Source organism: Arthrobacter sp. D3-16 (assembly GCF_054408515.1).
In genome coordinates this window covers 2,966,457-2,986,983 of record NZ_CP096437.1, presented here as the reverse complement: position 1 = coordinate 2,986,983, position 20,527 = coordinate 2,966,457, and the positions used below count along the sequence as shown (strand labels likewise).

The following is a 20,527-nucleotide window of genomic DNA, read 5'->3' as shown; positions in this document are numbered from 1 at the left end:
GGCCCCCATTTCCGGTTCCATAATTCAAGCAGTGTGCCTACCACACTTCAAGACCTCAAATATCACGGGATGGCTGTCAGTTTGGCCGGCCGGAATGCAGGCATTTTTTGGGGACTCAGGCGGAGTGAACGCTCTTCGATAGAGTTGACTGTCCCGCCATCCAGCTAGGAGCCCCGGCATGTCCAGCCCGCAGACCGTCCGCCCACGCGCCATCTTCCTCGATATCGACGGCACCTATGCCGACCATGGGCTGGCTCCGGAAGCCCATGTGGAGGCCGTCCGCGCAGCCCGCCGGCTGGGGCACCTGGTCTTCGTCTGCACAGGGCGGCCGCTCTCGATGGTCCCCGGCCATATCCTGGAAGCGGGTTTCGACGGCAGCATCACCGGAGCCGGTGCCCGGGTGGAGTTCGGGGGTGAGGTCTTGAAGGACACGCGCTTCGAGCCGGACCTGGCCGCCAGGATTGTGGAGGCACTGGACGCAAATAACGCAGCCTACATCCTGGAAGCACCAGAGGCGTTGCACGGCCGCACGGGTGTGGACCGGAGGCTCCGGGAGGTGCTTGGACCTGTTTTCGCCGGACGCCCACAGCACGACGGAGTCCTCAGCACCGATGTGGACCCCCTCGAAGACATCCTGGGGCCCATGCAGTACAGCGATGACCTGCGCTCCACGTCGTACGCCAAAATATCCTGCTTCGATTCGCCGGTGCCGCTCCAGCAGCTGGTGGACGGGCTCGGGCCGCAGGTTGGACTGATCCCCAGCTCCCTTTCCGCCCTGGGCGACAGGGCCGGCGAAATCTTTATGGCCGGAACCCACAAGGCTGTAGGCATCCAGGTGGTGGAGTCGCATCTCGGCCTCGACCGTGCGGACATCGTGGCCATCGGGGACAGCGCCAACGACATCGAAATGCTTGAGTACGCCGGGGTAGGCATCGCAGTGGAAGGCGGGCATCCGGCTGTGCTGGCGGTCGCCGACCGCACTACGGCCGGTCCCGCCGGAAACGGAGTGGCGCTCGCCTTCGCCGAGCTCGGCCTCCTGAACCAGCCCTCCTGCCTGGACTAATCTCCTTCCTGAGCTAGTCTCCTTCTTGAACTAGGCGCGGGGGAGTGCCCTCTCCAACGCCTGCTGCTCCGTGCTTCCCGTCCCGAGGCCACGCACCAGCCAACCGTCTGCCTCCCAAGCCGCAGCGTCCAGCGCGTTGCGCGCGTCCAGCACCACCCGCCGTCGTACCAGCCCGCCCGCAACGGCGGGGGAAAGGCGGCGGTACTCGTCCCACTCGGTGAGGACCAGTACCAGTTCCGCGCCCTCGAGCGCCCGTTCCGTGGAGGCTTCGAACCGGAGGCGGGGGTAGCGGCGCCAGGCGTGGTTCACTGCCTTGGGGTCCGTGACGGTCACATGCGCACCGGCAGCGGCCAGGCGGTCGGCAACGTCAAGGGCGGGGGAATCACGGATGTCGTCCGTGTCCGGTTTGAAGGATGCACCCAATACCGTAAGTGAACGCCCTGCCAGACTGCCGCCGCAGAGTTCAGCGGCAAGCGAGACGGTCCGAATGCGCTGCCCCAGGTTGACGGAGTCCACCAGGCGCATCCAGTCCTCCACGGCAGCGACGCCGAGGGCCGATGCCTGGGACCGGAAGCTGCGGATGTCCTTGGGCAAGCACCCGCCGCCGAAACCCAGCCCCGCGTGCAGGTACCGCCCGCCGATCCGCGGGTCCATCCCCATTGCCTCGCTCAGTTCCGCCACGTCCGCGCCGGAGGCGTCGCACAGCTCGGCTATGGCGTTGATGAAGCTGACCTTTGTGGCCAGGTAGGCGTTTGCTGCTGATTTGATGAGTTCCGCGGTGGCGAAGTTGCAGACCAGGCGGGGAATCCCGGCGGAGAGCAGCGGCTCGTATACCGCGTCCAGGGCGGCCGCCACTCCCAGGGGCGCTCCGGTCCGGAGGTTGAACGCGGCGGTGCGGCCGCCATCCACGCCGTAGACCAGCCGGTCCGGCACCAACGAGTCCTTGACCGCGGTGCCTTGCCTCAGGAACTCCGGGTTCCAGCCCAGCAGCACATCGGGCCGCGCGGCCAGCAGGCCGCGAAGCATGTCCACCGTGCCCACCGGCACCGTGGATTTTCCGACGACGACGGCTCCCGCCGCCAGGTGCGGCAGCAGCGCCTCCACCGCGGAGACCAGGTAGGTGAGGTCGGCGGCGTCGGACGTTTTGTGCTGGGGCGTGCCCACGCACAGGAAGTGCACCTGCGCGCCCTTGGCGGCAGCCGGCGTGCTGGCAAAGGTGAGCCTGCCGGTGGCCAGCCCGTCCTGCAGCAGTTCGTCCAGCCCGGGTTCGTGGAAGGGGGCCGCGCCGCGGGCCAGCTGCTCCACCTTGCCGGGGTCGACGTCGATGCCCACCACTGTGTGGCCCATGGACGCCAGCGTGGCGGCGTGCACCGCGCCGAGGTAGCCGCAGCCGATGACGGAAATTTTCACTGTCCCCACCCAAGCCCCAACTTCGCAGGGCCACCCCGGCTCCCTGCCCTCGCAGGCTCGGGCTGGGGCCCTCGCCGGGTCGGCTCCACGGCCGGGGAACCCGGCGGGCGTGGGCCCGGCGCAGCCACCGGCTTGCCACTGACCACCGAGTGGTAATGCCCGACCAGTTCCCTGCAGAGTGCCGGCCACGTCCTGTCCTGCACCGATGCGTGGGCCGCTGCCGCGAATGCGCGGCGCTTGGCGTCGTCCCCCATCAGGTCCAGGACCCGGGCGCGCAGGCCGGACAGGTCCCCTGGTTCGTACAGCCAGCCTGTCCGCGAATTCTCCACCAGGTCCAGGGGCCCGCCGCGGCCTGTGGCCACCACCGGCACCCCCGATGCCATGGACTCTTGGATGGTCTGGCAGAATGTCTCGAACTCGCCGGGGTGGACGAACAGGTCAAAGGATGCAACAGCGCGTGCCAGTTCCCCGCCGCCCATGAACCCGGTGAAAACTGCGGCCGGCAGGGCTTCCTGCAGTGCCGCCCGCTGCGGCCCGTCGCCCACAATCACCAGTTTGGTGTTGGGCACTCCAGCCAGGGCAGCCAGGTCCTCCACCTGCTTCTCCACGGCCAGCCGGCCCACGTAGCCGATGATCCGCTCACCGCCGGGAGCCACGGCTGCGCGCCACCCATCGTCGCGCTTTTCCGGCGAAAACCGTGCCGTGTCCACGCCCCGGCGCCACATCTCTACTCGAGGAATGCCGCGGCCGCGCAACTGGTTGAGCGCGAACGTGGACGGCACCAGGGTGCGGGTGGCGAGCAGGTGGATGTTTTCCACCCGGTTCCAGGCCCAGTTCTCCAGGAACGGCACCCCGTACCGGGCCGCGTAGCTGGGAACTTCGGTCTGGTAGATGGCCACGGTGGGGATGCCCAGCTGGTGGGCCGCCTGGGCAGCCCGCCAGCCGAGGACGAACGGGGAGGCCAGGTGGACGACGTCCGGTGCGTAGTCGGCAAGGATTCGCTTGACCCGGTACACACCGCCCATCGCTACCCTGACGTTTGTATATCCGGCCAACGGCACCGCAGGCAGCCGGTGGATCTCCGCTCCCTTTACACGGTCCGGCGCGTCCCCCTCCAGCGTGGAGGGCGCGATAACCAGGACGTCGTCGCCCCGGTCCTCGAGGTGCTCCAGCACGCGCAGGATGGAGTGCGTTACGCCGTTCATCAGCGGCAGGAATGATTCAGCGACAATTGCGATCCTCACCCCTCCACGGTGGGCGGGCGGCGTTGCCGCCCGGGGGACCGGATGTGACGCCGGGGGAAAGGTTTGGGAAACATCAGGACGCCGGCCCGCACCGTTTGAACACGGATCAATCACGAATAGCCAGGGGCCCGCAGAATCTATTGACCGTGCTGTACGGCGGAATTATGATTCAAATCACTTAGATGGTGTGAAACGATTCATTAGCGACGCATAAACCTCAGAGACGCGGTTCATTGATGCAGCAAGATCGCAGTGGAATTCCGGAGCCCGGCCACGGGACCGGGCAGGGCGGGCCGGTGCTCTCGTTGACCGGGGCTGCCAAGACCTTTGGCCCGGTGGTCGCACTGGCAGACGGCACCGTCGAGATCCGGGCCGGAGAAATCCATGCACTGGTGGGGGAGAACGGGGCGGGGAAGTCCACTCTCGTGAAGATCCTGGCGGGCCTTTACCATCCGGACTCCGGGGACTTCCGGCTCAGCGGTGAGCCCGTCCACTTTCGCAGTGTGGCCGAGAGCAAGGCCGCCGGCATTTCTGTGATCTACCAGGAGCCAACCTTGTTCCCGGACCTCACGGTAGCTGAAAACATCTTCATTGGCCGGCAGCCGAAAGGGCGGTCGCGGCTGATCAGCCGTGCCGAAATGCGCCGGCAGGCCAGCGAACTGTTCGACCGGCTGGGAGTCCCCATTGATCCGTCCCGCGTGGCGGAGGGGCTTTCCATCGCGGACCAGCAGATTATCGAGATCGCCAAGGCCATTTCCCTGGAGGCCAAGGTACTGGTGATGGACGAGCCCACTGCAGCGCTGAGCGGGGTGGAAGTGGACCGGCTCTTTGCCGTGGCCCGCGCTCTGCGGGACAAAGGGACCGGAATCCTGTTCATTTCGCACCGCTTCGATGAGGTGTTCGATCTCTGCGACCGGATCACCGTGATGCGGGACGGACGCTACATCGCAACCCACCGGACCGCCGAGGTGACCGTGGAAAAAATCGTCCGGGAGATGGTGGGCCGGGACATTGGAACGCTCTTCCCCAAGGCCGAGGCGGACATCGGACACACCGTCCTCAAGGTTGACGGCCTCAGCAGGTCCGGGGTTTTCCGTGACATCAGCTTCGAAGTCCGTGCCGGTGAAATTGTTGCCCTCGCCGGCCTGGTGGGCGCCGGCAGGACCGAAGTAGCGCGCGCCGTCTTTGGCATCGATGCCTACGATTCGGGACAGGTCTCGGTTGAGGGCAAGCCGCTGAAAGCCCGGAACCCCCAGGCCGCCATCGCCGCGGGCCTCGGCTTTGTCCCGGAAGACCGGCGCAAGCAGGGCCTGGTGATGAACCTGTCGGTGGCCCGGAACGTGACGCTCACTCTTCGGAACAAATTCGTGACCGCCGGGCTGATCAACGGCGGCAAGGAGCGTGCGGCGGCGGACGAGTGGAGCAAACGGCTGCAGGTCAAAGCCGGCTCCCAGGAGCACGCCGTCTCCACCCTCTCCGGCGGCAACCAGCAAAAAGTGGTGCTGGCCAAGTGGCTGGCCACCGATCCGAAACTGCTCATCATCGACGAACCCACCCGCGGCATCGACGTCGGCACCAAGAGCGAAGTTCACCGCCTCATCTCCGACCTCGCCGGCCGTGGCATCGCCATCCTGATGATCTCCTCGGAGCTCCCCGAGGTCCTGGGGATGGCAGACCGTGTCCTCGTGATGCGGGAGGGCAGGATCACCGCCCAGCTGGACAGGGCGGATGCTGACCCGGAATCCGTGATGCACGCGGCAACGTCCCCGGCAGGAGTGACGGAATGAGTTCGACCGTAAAGCACGAGGAAAAGGGCACGACGGCGGCCCGCGCCGGCGGCGGCCGTGGCGGGTTCGGTTCGCTGCTGCGGCTGCGCGAACTTCCCGTGCTGATTGCACTGGCGCTTCTGGTGCTCATCACCTTCCTGAACAACCCGCTGTTCCTGTCCCCGCAGGGAATCAAAGACCTGCTCCTCAACGCCACCATCATCGTGATCCTCGCGGCCGGGCAGACCCTGCTCATCATCACGCGGAACATCGATTTGTCGGTCGGTTCCATGCTGGGGCTCGTAGCTTTCGGCACAGGCTCGATCTTCGCCGCAATGCCCAGCCTTCCCATCCTGGCGGTCCTGCTCCTGGGGATGGCCTTCGGGGCTTTGCTCGGGATGTTCAACGGGTTTCTGGTAACGGTGGCGAAGGTGCCGGCCCTGGTCATCACCCTGGGCACTCTGTACGTGTTCCGCGGACTCAACAACGCCTGGGCCGGCGGCAAGCAGTACTTCGCAGGAGACCGGCCGGAAGCCTTCGGGGCCCTGTCCGTGGACACCGTGCTGGGCTTCCCCATCATCACCCTGCTGGCCATTGCTGTGGTGGCAGCGGTAGCGGTCTACATGGCGGGCACCCGTCCCGGGCGGGACCTGTACGCCATCGGCTCAGACCCGGACGCGGCGAAGGTGCTCGGCATCAAAGTATCCAAACGCGTGTTCCTGGCCTTCCTCGCCAACGGAGCCCTGGCCGGCCTGGCCGGTGTGCTCTACGCCAGCCGTTTCAACTCAGTCGGCGCCACCACCGGGACCGGGATGGAACTCGACGTGGTGGCCGCCGCCGTGGTGGGCGGAGTGGCGATCTTCGGCGGCAGCGGGACGGTGGCCGGCGCGGCCCTCGGAGCCCTGCTCCTGACCACCATCACCAGTTCCCTGACCGCTCTCCGGGTGGACAAGTTCTGGCAGCAGGCCATTGTGGGCATCCTGATCCTCACGGCCATCGTTATTGACCGCCTGGCCAGCCTGCGCACGGCCCGGAAACTGCGGATCAGCGAGGCGCGGAATGTCTGAAACCACCACTCCCAGCAGCACTCCGGCCACGGTGCCGGTAGCCGACAGCACAAAGCCGCTGGCCACCGAGCCAAAAGGAAAGACGGGTGCTGCCCGCATCCTGGCCAGCCGCGACGCCGTCACCATCTACGTGCTGTTGGCATTCCTGATCTACGCCGCCATCGCCATCCCGCGCTTCGCTTCGCCGGTCACCACGGGCTTCCTGCTCCTGGACGTCATCCCCGTCCTGCTGATCGCGATGCCAATGACGCTCATCATCATCACGGGAGAAATCGACCTCTCGGTGGCGAGCATCGCCGGGCTGACCAGCGCGTTGATGGGTGTGCTTTGGGCGGCCGGGCTGGACATCTGGCTGGTGCTGGCCCTTTGCCTGCTGGCGGGAATAGGTGCCGGCATGTTCAACGGCTTCCTGATTGCCGTCCTTGGCCTGCCCTCACTGGCGGTCACCATCGGTACGCTGGCGCTCTTCCGGGGCCTTGCCCTGGTGGTCATCGGGGACAACGCGGTAGCCAACTTCCCCAAGCCGCTGACGGCCTTCTTCACCTCCAAGCTCAGCGGCACCGGCATCCCCACGGTGATGATCGGCGTCGTACTCATCATGGTGTTCTTCGGAGTGCTGCTCCATTTCACCCCCTTTGGGCGCGGGCTGTACGCGATGGGCTACAGCAAGGAGGCGGCCAACTTCGTGGGAATCAACGTGGCCCGAAGCAAATTCTGGTTGTACGTTGGCTCCGGCGCGGTGTCAGCCCTGGCCGGGATCTACTGGACCCTGCGCTACACCAGTGCCCGGAGCGATAACGCCTCCGGTCTGGAACTGGCCGTTATCGCTGCTGTGCTCCTCGGCGGCGTCTCGATCTTCGGCGGCAAGGGCACCATCCCCGGCGTGGTTGCCGGTGTGCTGCTGATCGGCAGCCTTAACTACGCCCTGCGCCTGGGCCGGGTGTCCGACGTCGTCCTCATCACCGTGACCGGCCTGCTGCTCATCCTCTCGGTGGTGGCGCCCAGCATCGGCGCCGCCGTCCGGGAATGGCGGCACACCCGCCGGGTCCGGCAGAGCTTCAGCCAAGGCGCACCCTCAACCGACCACCCAAGGGAAAAGGAAAAACAATGATGTTGAACCGAAAAAGCACCGGCAGGCGCACCCAGCTCGCCCCGTTGGTGGCCATCACTGCCGCCGCGGCGCTGGCCCTGACCGCGTGCAGCGGCGGCGGTGGAACAACGGGGGAGACCTCCGCTGCGGTGGAGGAGCAGAAAATCACGTTCATTCCCAAACAGCTGAACAACCCCTACACCGACGTCGTCCTGGGCGGCGGCAAAGACGGCGCCCAGGAAGCAAGCTTCGCCTCCTCCCAAGTGGTTGGCCCCCTTGAAGCCTCGGCGTCCAGCCAGGTCTCGTTCATCAACGCCGAAACCCAGGCGGGGACCAATGTCATCGTCATCGCCGCCAACGATCCCGACGCCGTCTGCACCGCCCTGGGCGAGGCGCGCACCGCCGGTGCCAAGATCGTCGCTTTCGACTCCGACGCCAACCCCGACTGCCGGGACGTGTTCATCAGCCAGGTGGTGGCCAAGGAAGTGGCCCTGATCCAGACAAAACTGATCGCCGACCAGATCGGCGGATCGGGTGAAATCGCCATCCTGTCCGCTACGGCAAACGCCACCAACCAGAACGAGTGGATCAAGTTCATGGAAGAGGACCTGGCCTCCAACCCGGCGTACAAGGACATCAAACTGGTGGCCAAGGTCTATGGCGACGACGATGACACCAAGTCGTTCCAGGAAGCCCAGGGCCTGCTGCAGGCGCACCCGAACCTGAAGGGGATTATTTCGCCCACCACCGTGGGTATCGCCGCCACCGCCCGGTACCTCTCCACCTCGGCCTACAAGGGCAAGGTTGCACTCACCGGGCTGGGACTGCCTAACGAGATGCGTCCGTTCGTGAAGGACGGGACGGTCAAGGAATTCGCCCTTTGGGATCCCGCCCAGCTCGGCTACGTCGCGGCATTCGCCGGCAAGGCCCTCGTGGAGGGCAAGATCACCGGTGCCGCGGGCGACACCTTCACGGCAGGGGAACTGGGTGACCGGACCATCGAAGAGGGCGGCGTGGTCATTGTTGGCCCGCCAACCGTCTTCAACGCCCAGAACATCGACCAGTACAACTTCTAGCGCTGCCGTGCCCGGACCGGGCGGGCTCCTCCGGCCCGCCCGGCCTTCCGTGCCCCGCGCTGCCTGAAGTCAGCGGAATGGAAGGTTGCTATGCCGCCCATCAAGAGGAATGCTCCTGCCTTACTGGAGCCCCACCGGCGGCGGCCCACACGGATCGGGCTGGTGTCCGGAGGACTCGGAGCCTACTGGCCCCAGTTCCCTCAGCTTTTGCCGCAGCTGCAGGAATCCGCCCGGTACGTCACGGCGCGCTTCAAGGAGCTGGACGCGGAAGTCGTGGATGCAGGATTCATCTCAGATGCCACCCAGGCCGTTACGGCGGGGGAGAAACTCCGGCAGGCTGACTGCGACCTGATCGTCATCTTCCTCGCCACCTACCTGACCTCCTCAATGGTCCTACCCGTGGCCCAGCGGTCCGGAAGCCCCGTGCTGATCATCGACCTCCAGCCCACCGAAGCGATGGACCACGGGAACTTTGATACGGGCGCCTGGCTCGCCTACTGCGGCCAATGCCCAGTGCCGGAGGTGGCAAACGTCTTCCGCCGGGCAGGGATCGACTTCCAGTCCGTCTCCGGGCACTTGAAGCAGGAGTCCGCCTGGGAACGGATTAATCAGTGGGTCCACGCCGCCGGCGTCCGCGCCAGGCTTCGGAACGCGCGCCACGGCCTGATGGGCCACCTCTATCCGGGCATGCTGGACGTCGCCACCGACCTCACCACAGTCTCCACTACTTTCGGATCACACGTCGAAGTGCTTGAGTTCGATGACCTGCGTGAGCGTGTGAAGGCCGTGACCGACGCCGAGGTGTCCGAACGGCTCGCCCTGGCGCGGGAGCTGTTCGTGCTGGATGACTCTGTCAACGGCGACGACTTTGCCTGGGGTGCCCGGGTCTCCGTAGGCCTGGACCGGCTGGTGGAGGACTTCGACCTGGACTCCGTGGCCTACTACCACCGGGGGCTGGCAGGGGAACAGCACGAGCGGCTCGGCGCGGGCATGATTTTGGGGTCCTCCATCCTGACGGCGCGCGGTATCCCCATGGCCGGGGAGTACGAGCTGCGGACCTCCATCGCCATGCTGGCTGCCCAAGCCATCGGCGCCGGCGGTTCCTTCACCGAAATCCAGGCATTGAACTTCTTCGACAACGTGGTGGAGATGGGGCATGACGGCCCGGCCCACCTGGCCGTCTCTTCCAAGGATCCACTTTTGCGTGGCCTTGGCGTCTATCACGGCAAGCGTGGTTGGGGAGTTTCAGTGGAGTTCGACGTCCAGCCCGGACCGGTCACCACTCTGGGTCTCGGCCAGGACCCCGACGGCAGCTACGTCTTCGTCACGTCGGAAGGGACCGTGGTGCCGGGCCCGCTGCTGGCCATTGGCAACACCACGTCGCGCGTGGATTTTGGTGGCGACCCGGGCCTGTGGGTTGACCGGTGGAGCCAGACCGGAACCGGCCACCACTGGGCCCTGTGCCTGGGGCATCGGGCGGCCGATCTCAGGGCTGCCGCGTCCCTTCTGGGCATCGAGCACCGGCACGTGTCGCTCCAGTAACAGTCCTAAATTTTTTTCCGGCAAACAGGCTCGTCAGCGGGGGTTTTGACGTTTCGGTACGAAGAAAAAGTACTAAGTAGACTTCCCTTTTGATGCTAAGCATGCTTACGGTATGGGGGCAGCCAGCGCAAAGCCTTCAGCAGAGGGGGCGGAGGCCGGAGCCGGGGCAACCGGGGCCGGAACATCCAGGGCTGGCTAAGCCCAGCGCAACGACACATCCAAGGAGACGTCATGCTCAACCGGGAAAACATTGAAAGCCTGCTCAACAAGGGCGGCAACGTCGTCGGTTCCGATGGCGAAAAGATTGGCTCGATCGGCCAGCTGTACGCGGACGACGACACGGGCGAGCCCACTTGGGTCACCGTGAAGACGGGACTGTTTGGCACGTCCCAGTCCTTTGTCCCCGTTGAAGGCGCCCACAGCCAGGGCGACGACCTGGTGGTTCCGTACACCAAGGAGCACGTCAAGGACGCCCCGCGCGTCGACGTCGACGGGCACCTCACCCCTGAGGAAGAGGACCGCCTGTACACCTACTACGACCGCGGCGCGCGGACGTACTCCGACACCCGCGGGGACACCGGCGACTATGACACCCGCGGCGATGTGGACCTGCAGGGCGACGCCGACCTGAACGCCGGCACCCCGAACGCCGGTACCTCCGGTTACGCATCCGGCACCGGCACCGCAGGCTACGCTTCGGACCGCGACACCGTGGGCCACGATACCTCCGGGCCCACCACCGATGACGCCATGACCCGCTCCGAGGAACAGCTCCGCGTGGGCACCGAGCGTGAAGCTGCGGGCCGGGCCAGGCTCCGCAAGTACGTCACCACGGAAAACGTCACCAAGACGGTACCCGTGCAGCGTGAAGAGGTCCGCCTGGAGCGTGAGCCCATCACGGACGCCAACCGCGGCGCTGCCCTTGATGGTCCGGACATCAGCGAGGAAGAACACGAGGTGGTCCTGCACGAGGAACGCCCCGTGGTGCAGAAGGAAGCCGTACCGGTGGAGCGCGTCCGCCTGGACAAGGACGTCGTCCAGGAAGACGTCACGGTCAACGATGAAGTCCGCAAGGAGCACATTGAGGCTGATGGCCACGGCGTGGACCGCGACCAGCGCAGGTGACACTTGCCGCTAGCGTCCTGCTGAAGCGCCGTTGAACGGACCGGTGCTAAGGCAACCGCACAGCGAACGACGCCGGGAGTCTACTTGGGGGCTCCCGGCGTCGTTGTGCATGCGGAACTTTTTCAATGATGTTGCCGGACCAGCCTGCTGCTGGTGCAAGCCGGCCGCGGAGACGCTGGTGCAGCCGCACTGAAAGCGTGACTGCACCAGCCAGTAGGACGAATATCTTCAGAACTTAGGGTTCTTCTCTCATTCGCGGCTCCTGTTTTCCCGGGTTACGGATTCCGGGTTATGTCCTGTCCGCGGTCATATCCCGCGAGAACAGCCAGCCAGCAACAATCATCACGATGCCCAGTGCCAAGTGCGCCCAGTTGTCCGTCATGTTCAGCGACAGGAAATTCGCCGCTGAATCCACTCCGACAATGAGCCCGAAGATTGCCAGGACGATGTACAGCGCGCCCGCTCCCAGGAGGAAGTTCCGTGCTCCATGTTCTGTCCGGGACATTGCCCAGCCGGTTGCACCGATGGCCAGCTGCACAATGTTGAGCAGCATGGACACCTGGAACAGCCCCAGGAACATGGCATGCGAGGCCGGTCCGAGGAGCATCAGTTCGCTGTATTGGGTGGTGACCCCCGGGATGAAGCCCAGGACTCCCACCAGCATTAACACAATCCCCAGTCCCATGCCCACGTTCTGGACGTCTGCCCGTCCAAAATGAACGCCGTGCGCATGGTGGGATGCGGTAGTCATTCTTGCCTCCAACCACTAATTGTGGACGGTTAAATTTTACGGCGGTTGCAGCTGAAAAGCGCTTGTGCAGGGCCCCCTGGAGGTTACGGCTCAGGGTTTGGCGCCTGTCGGTCCCGGGCCGGGAGGCGCCGCCGTGACACCATGGAAAACGATGAAACTGCGCGCTGATCAGACCGGAGACCGTGGCCTTCCCATGCCCTTATGGCTGCAGGGTGCCCTCGAAACGGCCCAGGCAGCCGTCATCTCTGCGCTGGTGGTGCTTGCCCCGATCATTGCCGTCTGGGCTACCGCCGGGTTCCAGGACGGCGCCGTCGATTTTCTCGCACGCCTCGCGGGGCAGTCCTGGCTGCTGGTCCACGGCGTTCCCCTGGAACTTATTGCCGCGGGTTCGGACGCGGCCGCCACTTCCGGGCCGGGACTGCTCACGCTCATTCCGCTGGGCTTGACCTTGATCCCGTTCCTGCTCGCCTGGCGCGCTGGCCGCCGGCTGGCCCGGGCCTCCTATACGGACCAGTTGTGGCAGGCGCTCCTCGGTTCGTGGCTGGTGTATTCCGCCTTCGGAGCGGCAACAGGCTTCATCTGCCGCACGCCCGACGTCGGCATCAATCCCTGGCATGCGATGTTCATCCCGCTCATTCCCTACGCCCTCGGCATGGTGATTGGGGCCCGCCGTGAGGCAGGATCCTGGAGCCGGCTGATCGGCGTCGACGCCGTGGATTGGATTTCGCGCACCAGCCAGCATTCGCGCTGGGCCGGGTCCTACCTCGCCTCCGCCGCGAAGGCGGGGTTTGTGGCGGTCCTGTCAGCACTGGCGTTGTCCGCGTTGCTGCTGGCCGCAGACCTGTTCATCCACTGGAACCTGGTGATTGCGGTTTATGAAGCGCTCGACGCCGGGGCGGTGGGAGGCGCCGCCCTCACCGTCGCGCAACTGGGGTTCCTGCCCAACCTTGTCGTCTTTGCGTTGGCGTGGACATCCGGCTCCGGCTTCGCCATGGGCCTGGGTTCCCAGGCGGGCCCGCTGGGCACTGCTGTTGGGCCGCTGCCTTCCATTCCGGTGCTGGCTGCCGTCCCGTCCGGATCCCTGGATTACGCCTTCGTGGCGCTCATGGTGCCGGTGCTGGCGGGGGTCCTGGCTGGGTGGTGGTTCCTCCGGGAAGGTGAAAACCATTTCGACGAGTGGCTTGCCATCAAGGTCCGTGCGCGCTGGTTCACAGCCACGGTTTCAACTCTGGTGCTCGGGGTCCTGTGCGGGCTGGCGGCCGGGCTGCTGACTGCCGGCCTGGCCTGGCTGGCACGTGGTTCGGCCGGGATCGGGCGTCTCACGGACATTGGTCCTGACCCATTCTGGACGGGAGTGTGGGTGGCGGCGGAAGTGGGTGCCGGCGTCGTGATGGGGTACGCGGCGGGACCTTGGCTCGAACGGGAGCATGCCGCACAGGAAGCGGACGCCGAACTGGTCCGGTAGTTTTTGGGAGCTGTCGCCGTCTGAACGGCAGGGCCTGCCCTCAGGGGAGCTGCGAGGGCAGGGACCCCTCCAGCTGCACCCGGCAAGCCGACTGCGCCTGGTCCGTCAGCGCGCGGCCGACGCATGCCTGGTACTCGCGCACCTCGTCGAGGAACAGGGCTGTGACCAGGATCAGCAGCACCATGATCGCGGACACCACCAGCCCCGAAATGGTGCCGATAAGGACAAGGCGGGACTCCTTCAGGCGCGCCGCCCGGACCAGCAGCACCACTCCGAGGGCAATGCTGGCGGCCGTCAGGATTGCGGTGAGCCAGAGGTAGCTGACGTTCAGCTGGTAGACGAAAAAGGCGCCCAGCACCGCCACCACGAAGATCCGGAACAGGGTGTAAGTCTTGGCGAGCGAGACCTTTGCTGCCTCGCTGAGCGGCTGTTTTGTGCGCTGCCGCCCGGCCGGTTCCGGTGTGCTGTTCATGTTTTCCAGCCTACGCGAGCCTGCCCATAAGCTAGTGCCATGCGCATCGTAGTCCTCGTTTCCGGCACCGGGTCCAACCTCCAGGCAGTTATAGACGCCGTTAAGGCAGGGGGCCTCGATGTCGAAATCGCCGCAGTGGGGGCGGACAGGCCGGGCACTTTCGGGGTGGAACGGTCAGCCGCAGCGGGCATCCCCACTTTTGTGGTCGACTTCAAGGCCTACCCGGACCGGGCTGAATGGAATGCCGCGCTGACCCAGGCCGTAGCGGCGTTCGAGCCGGACATAGTGGTTTCCTCCGGCTTCATGCGGATCGTCAGCCCGGAATTCATTGACGCGTTCAACGGCAAATACCTCAACACCCATCCTGCGCTGCTCCCGGCCTTCCCGGGCGCCCACGGCGTGCGGGACGCCATGGCGTACGGCGTGAAAGTGACAGGCTGCACGGTGCACTGGGCCGACGCCGGCGTGGACACCGGGCCCATCATCGCCCAGGAAGCCGTAGCCATCGAGGAGTCCGACACCGAGGAAACGCTGCACGAGCGCATCAAGGTGGTGGAGCGCCGGCTTCTGGTGTCCACCCTGGCCACTCTCGCCGCCACCCACCCGACGCACGCCTGACCAGTTCCCACCGGACGTCTTCCCCACCCAACTAGCTCGCAATTAACGTCCTCATTCGCGCTTTTCACAACGTCAACTGCCAGTCAGATTTGTCCGAGGAATCAATCCTGTGGATAACCCTGGGTAGGAGTCCGGATTTTGCAACCATGAGGGATGAGAAATCCGAGCCCGTTGCCTAGCGGTCTGGCCGAAGTGCCGTTCACCGTATATGAAGCGGCAGAGGCGGGCATCAGTGTAGGGCGTTTGAGGTACCGCGGGCTGAGCATTCCGTCGCATGGTGTGCGCACGCCTTCTGCAGACGTTGGCTCTGGAGATTTAGCCCACATTCGTCCAATTACAGTCGTGACCCCCTTCTCCGCAGCCTCTCATGCCACCGCTTTTGCCCTCTGGGAATTTCCCGGGTTTCTCACGGGTAGGGACAAAGGGCTTATTCACATCTCACGGCCTGACACGATGGCGGTAGCACGGCGACGTGGAGTCGTTGGGCACGTCGGCCAATTTTTCGCGGATGAGATCGTGGACTTGAACGGCGCGCTGATCACGTCGCGTGTGAGGACGTGGCTGGACTGCTCCCGCAAGATGAGCATCGAGGAGCTGACCGTCGTGGCGGATCACCTGCTGCGTATTCCGCGTCCTGGCTTCGAAGCCAGATCCGAACCCTATGCAACGCGGGAGGACCTCGCGGACATGCTGGACCGCCATAAGGGGACGCCGGGCATTCGGAAGGCGCGGCTCGCCCTTGATCTGGCGCGGGTGGGAGCGGACTCGGCTCCGGAAACGAGGCTTCGGCTTGCGCTGGAGGACGCGGGCCTGCCAGAACCTTTGCTGAACGCGCCCACGGAGCTGGTGGCCGGCGTCGTACGGCACCCTGACATGAGCTATCCGGAACAGAAAGTGGCAGTGGAATACGATGGCGAGGGACACTCCGACGCAGCCCAGATCGTTCGCGACATTGCACGTGAAGAGGACTTCGCCCATGCCGGTTGGCTGCTGGTCAGGATATCCAAGCGACATATGGAAGATCGCGCCAAGCCGGCCGTGGCCAAGGTCCGTTCAGTCCTCTTGAGCAGGGGCTGGTTGCGAAACTGACCAGCACTAAACGTCGCGAAAAGCGAAAATGAGGACGTTAAATGCGAGCCAGTTGGGGGGGAGGACCGGGCAGGCTACTCGAGGCGGCGCTGCTTGGTTTCGGGGGAGAAGAACGCCATCCACAGCACGGCGATCAGCACCAGTCCGCCGGCCAGGGCGAAGGACGTGGCGAGGCCAAGCTCCGGCCAGAAGTAGTTCGCGAAGATCAGCGGCCCGAAGCCTGCCCCGAGGCGGGAGAACGTGGAGGCCCACCCGAAGCCGGTACCGCGCAACTCGGTGGGGTACAGCTCCGACACGTAGGCGTACAGCACCGGGATGGCCACCTGCACCACGAACCCGAACACCAGGAGCCAGAAAACGGCCGCCGTGGGGATGTCCACCACGATCGCCACGATCACCAGGGTCAGCGCTGACAATGGTCCGGTGATGGCAAGGATCCATTTACGGCCCACCCGCTCCACCAGAAGGGCGGCCACAACAACGCCCAACAGCCCGACGGCGGCCATGGACGCGGTGGTGACGAACGCCTTGTACTCCGCAAAGCCGGCACCAATAAGGATCCGCGGCATCCAGGTCAGGGACAGGTAATAGACCAGCAGGATCGAGAAGAACAGGGACCAGGCCGCGGCCGTGATCTTCCAGTTGAACTGCCACACCAGGCGCAGCTGGTGCCAGGCGCTGCCGGCGGACAGGCGCGGCACTTCCTTGGCGTCGGGCAGGCTGTAGGCGCGGGCTTCCGCTCCCGTTGCTGCCACCAGGCCATCGATCACCTTGGCCGCTTCTTCCCGCCTGCCCTTGCGGATCAGGAACAGGGGGGACTCCGGGACGCTGCGTCGGACCCAGAACACCAACAGGGCGGGCAGGACCATCACCAGCATGGTCAGCCGCCAGTCCCCGTAAAGGGCCACGAGACCGGCGGACACAAAGCCTGCCAGGGCCGCCCCCACCGGCCACCAGCCATCCATCGCGGTGAGGACCTTGCCGCGCTGCTTACGGGGAGTGAACTCACCCACCAGGGCGTAGTCCACCGGGATGCAGCCGCCCAGGCCGAAGCCGGCCATAAACCGGAACACACAGAACCAGATGAAGTCGGGGGAGAAGGCCCCCAGCACGGTGAAAAGGGAGAAAATCAGCAGCGTGGCCGTAAACGCCTTCTTGCGTCCGATGGTGTCCGCAATGGTGCCCCAGATAAAAGCACCGAGGGCCATCCCAATGAGGTTGGACGTGCCGACCCACGCCACCTCGCCGGGGGTCAACGCCCAGTGCGTGGAAAGCAGCGGAATGAGGATGCCGTTCAGCGTCACATCCCAGGCATCAAACATAAAACCAAGGCCGCCGATCACAAAGATCCTGCCCTGGACTTTCCATCGCCAGGGCAGTTCCTGGACCACCTGCTCGCCGCTCGGCACAGTGGTGTAAGTATTCATCGCAGCCTCCTGAAAGAACTCTATCCGGGCCCGCTGACCTTCACACTTCCGCCTGCACCGGGGGCTGACTTCACTTCGCGATAAACTGGCCCTATCCCCACCAACCGCGGCACTGTTCCGCGACATAAGACGGAGACATTTGTGAGCTTCACGCAGCATGAGCGCGTAACCATTGACCGTGTTCCCATCCGCCGGGCCCTGATCTCGGTGTACGACAAGACCGGTCTGGAGGAGCTCGCCAAGGGCCTGCATGCAGCTGGAGTGAAGCTGGTATCCACCGGGTCCACGGCCAAGAAGATCGCCGCGGCCGGCATCCCCGTCCAGGAAGTCGAGGAGGTCACCGGCTCGCCGGAAATGCTGGACGGCCGCGTCAAGACGCTGCACCCGCGCGTCCACGGCGGCATCCTTGCCGACCGCCGCGTGCCGGCACACATGGAAACTCTCACCAAAATGGAGATTGAACCTTTCGACCTCGTGGTGGTGAACCTCTACCCGTTCGTGGAAACCGTCAAGTCCGGCGCTGCCCAGGATGACGTCGTTGAACAGATCGATATCGGCGGCCCCGCCATGGTGCGCTCCGCCGCGAAGAACCATGCCGCCGTCGCCATCGTGGTGGATCCCTCTTTCTACGGCCAGGTGATCGCCGCGGCCGCTGAGGGCGGCTTTGACCTGAACACCCGGCGCCGGCTGGCCGCCAAGGCCTTCGCCCACACGGCGTCCTACGACAACGCCGTAGCCACGTGGACCGCAAGCCAGTTCCTGGATGAAGACGGCGACGGCGTCATCGACTGGCCCGCCTACGCAGGCCTCTCGCTGGAACGCTCCGAGGTGCTCCGCTACGGCGAGAACCCGCACCAGCAGGCAGCCCTCTACGTGGACAAGGCCGCTCCGGCCGGCATCGCGCAGGCTGACCAGCTGCACGGCAAGGCCATGAGCTACAACAACTTCGTGGACGCCGACGCCGCCCTTCGCGCCGCCTACGACTTCAGCGAACCTGCCGTGGCCATCATCAAGCACGCCAACCCCTGTGGCGTAGCCGTAGGCTCCGCGGATGCCGCTGATCCCATCGCCGACGCACATGCCAAGGCCCACGCATGCGATCCCGTCTCCGCGTTTGGCGGCGTCATCGCAGCTAACCGCACCGTGACCGCCGGCATGGCAAACACCGTCAAGGACATCTTTACCGAGGTTGTCATCGCCCCGGGCTTCGAACCTGAGGCTGTTGAGATTCTGTCCAAGAAGAAGAACATCCGACTGCTCGCCCTGCCCGAGGGCTATGGCCGCTACCCGTCGGAGATCCGCCAGGTATCCGGCGGCGTCCTCGTGCAGGTCAGCGACAAGGTAGATGCCGACGGCGACAACCCCGCCAACTGGACCCTTGCTGCCGGCGAAGCCGCTGACGAAAAGACCCTCGCCGACCTGGCGTTCGCTTGGACCGCCTGCCGCGCAGCCAAGTCCAATGCCATCCTCCTTGCCCAGGACGGAGCCGCCGTCGGCATCGGCATGGGACAGGTCAACCGCCTGGATTCCTGCCGCCTGGCCGTGGAGCGGGCGAACACCCTGGGCGTGAAGGTGGAGTCCGGCAGTGCTAGTGGGGGCGATGCCCCCGGCGGTGCCTCAAACACCGACGCGAGCGGGGCACCCCAGCGCGCCCGCGGCGCCGTCGCAGCCTCCGACGCCTTCTTCCCGTTCGCGGATGGCCTGCAGATCCTGGTCGACGCCGGCGTCCGCGCCGTCGTCCAGCCCGGCGGTTCCGTACGGGATGAGGAAGTCATCGCTGCAGCGAATGCTGCCGGCGTCACCATGTACTTCACCGGCGCGCGGCACTTTTTCCACTAGTCCCCACCGGCTCCCTAACCTCGCTGCGTCCGCACCGGCTCCCCGCCCTCGCAAGCTCGGGCCGGGGCCCTCGCCGGAGCGGCTCCACGGCCAGGGAACCCTGCCGGCGTGGGCCCAACCGGCTCCCTAACCTCGCTGCGTCCGCACCGGCTCCCTGCCCTCGCAAGCTCGGGCCGGGCCCTCGCCGGAGCGGCTCCACGGCCAGGGAACCCCGCCGGCGTGGGCCCAACCGGCTCCCTAACCTCGCTGCGTCCGCACCGGCTCCCTGCCCTCGCAAGCTCGGGCCGGGCCCTCGCCCGAGCGGCTCCACAGCCAGGGAACCCCGCCGGCGTGGGCCCAGTAAACGAACGACGGCGCCTGTCCCCCGCGGAGGGGACAGGCGCCGTCGTTGTTTCTGGATGGGTTACGAAGCTTGGGCGAGCTGGTACGTCGCCTGAATTTCCGGACCCCAGTAGGGCCCGTAGAGGACCTTGGAGCCCTGGTTGTACCCGTAGCTGTTCACCGAGTTCTGAAGGCCTTCCGAGCCGGAGCCGATGAACCACGGGCCGCCGGATGAGCCGCCGTTCATGTCACACGGGATGCCTTGGGTGCCGAAGCCGGGGTTGGTGGAGTCACGGCTGGCCGTGCCGGTGCAGCTCCTGAGGGTCTCGCCGTTGAACGGGCTCGAAGCGGGATAACCATAGGACGTGTACTCCAGCCCGTAGCCCTCGTTGAACGCTAAGCCGGATCCACCAACCACGTCGGTCAGGAAGCGGCCATGGATGTCCTGCTCCATCACAGCGAAACCGGTGTCGAAGGTCATGTCGCCTTTGGAACTCCACCCGATGGGTGTGTACAGGGCCCTGGCCGCCCATTTGCCGTAGGGTGCCGCACCGTTGTCATAGGCCGGGACAAACGTGAACTTGGTGGCTTCCTGCCCAGGTCCGTTGATGACGCAGTGACCAGCAGTGGCTACGGTGCTTTTGTTGTTCGAGGTGACCGCGTTGCCGGAGCAGACGAAGTTGGTGGTGCCTATGGTGAAGAAGACTTTGCCGATGTGGCTGACCGCCGTCAGGTTCCCGGCCCTGGCGCTCGTTGCCTTGACCTTGGTGCTTTTTCCCTTTTTCACTGTGTCGACACTCGAGCGGGTGCCGCGCTCGCGGGCCTTTTCGCCCAGGACCTCGCCCGAAACCGCTTGCCGCATCCGGTCAGCGGTCCAGTAATCGGCCACGCCGGTGCTGTCCACGACCGCGCTGACGACGGAGGGGTTCTTCTTTTCGTCGGAATTCGTGGGTGCAGCGGCGGCTCCGGCGGCGCCGCCGAGCATGAGGGCGGCTGCTGCCGAAAGGCTCAGCAAGCCGGAAACAAAGGGCCTGTTGCGAGTCATTGGTGTCCTGTCTTAGCGGGGGAAAGGGCCCCGGGAAGGGCCAGGAGGGACGGGGCGGATTGTCTCCGCCTGACAACAGTGTAGATAGTAGTGATGTGTCTTGTGGCACTTTCTGGC

General features: G+C 65.5%; 17 protein-coding genes. 11 read left to right on the top strand and 6 right to left on the bottom strand.

The annotated features are described in order from the left end of the window. Positions 1-178: 178 nt before the first annotated feature. Positions 179-1,063, top strand: coding sequence for an HAD hydrolase family protein (locus tag M1D32_RS14085; RefSeq protein ID WP_458779263.1), 885 nt, complete (start codon positions 179-181; stop codon positions 1,061-1,063). A 30-nt stretch (positions 1,064-1,093) separates the two neighbouring features. On the opposite strand, the gene M1D32_RS14080 is transcribed toward M1D32_RS14085, so the two are convergent. Next, on the bottom strand, positions 1,094-2,473 hold the full coding sequence (locus M1D32_RS14080; RefSeq protein WP_458779262.1) for a UDP-glucose dehydrogenase family protein: 1,380 nt from the start codon (positions 2,471-2,473) through the stop codon (positions 1,094-1,096). Continuing rightward, positions 2,470-3,717 carry a glycosyltransferase family 4 protein gene (locus M1D32_RS14075; RefSeq protein ID WP_458779261.1) on the bottom strand — a complete coding sequence of 416 codons (1,248 nt, stop codon included), beginning with the start codon at positions 3,715-3,717 and terminating at the stop codon, positions 2,470-2,472. The genes M1D32_RS14080 and M1D32_RS14075 overlap by 4 nt, the downstream gene beginning before the upstream one ends. A 236-nt stretch (positions 3,718-3,953) precedes the next feature. Between M1D32_RS14075 and M1D32_RS14070 the strand changes: the two genes are divergently transcribed. The 6 genes from M1D32_RS14070 (at position 3,954) to M1D32_RS14045 (ending at position 11,383) form a co-directional block, all read left to right on the top strand. Continuing rightward, positions 3,954-5,504 (top strand): sugar ABC transporter ATP-binding protein, encoded by a 1,551-nt coding sequence (locus M1D32_RS14070; protein WP_458779260.1) that lies wholly within the window; start codon positions 3,954-3,956, stop codon positions 5,502-5,504. Then, positions 5,501-6,550, top strand: a complete 1,050-nt coding sequence (locus tag M1D32_RS14065) for an ABC transporter permease (protein ID WP_458779259.1) — start codon at positions 5,501-5,503, stop codon at positions 6,548-6,550. Before M1D32_RS14070 ends, M1D32_RS14065 begins: the two co-directional genes overlap by 4 nt. Continuing rightward, positions 6,543-7,661 (top strand): ABC transporter permease, encoded by a 1,119-nt coding sequence (locus M1D32_RS14060; protein ID WP_458779258.1) that lies wholly within the window; start codon positions 6,543-6,545, stop codon positions 7,659-7,661. Before M1D32_RS14065 ends, M1D32_RS14060 begins: the two co-directional genes overlap by 8 nt. Next, entirely contained in the window at positions 7,658-8,716 is a 1,059-nt protein-coding gene (gene rhaS / locus M1D32_RS14055; RefSeq protein ID WP_458779257.1) for a rhamnose ABC transporter substrate-binding protein, read from the top strand. The genes M1D32_RS14060 and rhaS overlap by 4 nt, the downstream gene beginning before the upstream one ends. Positions 8,717-8,806: 90 nt before the next feature. After that, positions 8,807-10,258, top strand: coding sequence for an arabinose isomerase (locus tag M1D32_RS14050; protein ID WP_458779256.1), 1,452 nt, complete (start codon positions 8,807-8,809; stop codon positions 10,256-10,258). Between the two features lie 231 nt (positions 10,259-10,489). Further along, entirely contained in the window at positions 10,490-11,383 is an 894-nt protein-coding gene (locus tag M1D32_RS14045) for a PRC and DUF2382 domain-containing protein (RefSeq protein ID WP_458779255.1), read from the top strand. 289 nt (positions 11,384-11,672) lie between these two features. On the opposite strand, the gene M1D32_RS14040 is transcribed toward M1D32_RS14045, so the two are convergent. Further along, positions 11,673-12,134 carry a DUF4383 domain-containing protein gene (locus M1D32_RS14040; protein WP_458779254.1) on the bottom strand — a complete coding sequence of 154 codons (462 nt, stop codon included), beginning with the start codon at positions 12,132-12,134 and terminating at the stop codon, positions 11,673-11,675. A gap of 151 nt (positions 12,135-12,285) precedes the next feature. Between M1D32_RS14040 and M1D32_RS14035 the strand changes: the two genes are divergently transcribed. After that, on the top strand, positions 12,286-13,599 hold the full coding sequence (locus M1D32_RS14035; RefSeq protein WP_458779253.1) for a cell division protein PerM: 1,314 nt from the start codon (positions 12,286-12,288) through the stop codon (positions 13,597-13,599). Positions 13,600-13,639: 40 nt separating this feature from the next. Here M1D32_RS14035 and M1D32_RS14030 read toward each other — a convergent pair whose 3' ends face one another. Beyond that, a complete protein-coding gene (locus M1D32_RS14030) occupies positions 13,640-14,071 on the bottom strand; it encodes a hypothetical protein (protein ID WP_458779252.1) in 432 nt (143 codons plus the stop codon). A 39-nt stretch (positions 14,072-14,110) separates the two neighbouring features. On the opposite strand from M1D32_RS14030, the gene purN reads away from it, so the two are divergent. After that, the gene (purN, locus tag M1D32_RS14025; protein WP_458779251.1) at positions 14,111-14,689 is read left to right on the top strand and encodes a phosphoribosylglycinamide formyltransferase; all 579 of its coding nucleotides are present in this window, start codon (positions 14,111-14,113) and stop codon (positions 14,687-14,689) included. Between the two features lie 516 nt (positions 14,690-15,205). Beyond that, the gene (locus tag M1D32_RS14020) at positions 15,206-15,778 is read left to right on the top strand and encodes a hypothetical protein (RefSeq protein ID WP_458779250.1); all 573 of its coding nucleotides are present in this window, start codon (positions 15,206-15,208) and stop codon (positions 15,776-15,778) included. Positions 15,779-15,852: 74 nt separating this feature from the next. On the opposite strand, the gene M1D32_RS14015 is transcribed toward M1D32_RS14020, so the two are convergent. Next, positions 15,853-17,205, bottom strand: a complete 1,353-nt coding sequence (locus M1D32_RS14015) for an MFS transporter (protein WP_458779249.1) — start codon at positions 17,203-17,205, stop codon at positions 15,853-15,855. 141 nt (positions 17,206-17,346) lie between these two features. Here M1D32_RS14015 and purH point away from each other — a divergent pair, with 141 nt between their 5' ends. Beyond that, on the top strand, positions 17,347-19,044 hold the full coding sequence (purH, locus tag M1D32_RS14010) for a bifunctional phosphoribosylaminoimidazolecarboxamide formyltransferase/IMP cyclohydrolase (RefSeq protein WP_458779248.1): 1,698 nt from the start codon (positions 17,347-17,349) through the stop codon (positions 19,042-19,044). A gap of 403 nt (positions 19,045-19,447) precedes the next feature. Here the strand turns inward: purH and M1D32_RS14005 are convergent, their stop codons facing one another. After that, positions 19,448-20,410 carry a trypsin-like serine peptidase gene (locus tag M1D32_RS14005; protein WP_458779247.1) on the bottom strand — a complete coding sequence of 321 codons (963 nt, stop codon included), beginning with the start codon at positions 20,408-20,410 and terminating at the stop codon, positions 19,448-19,450. Between the last annotated feature and the right edge of the window lie 117 nt (positions 20,411-20,527).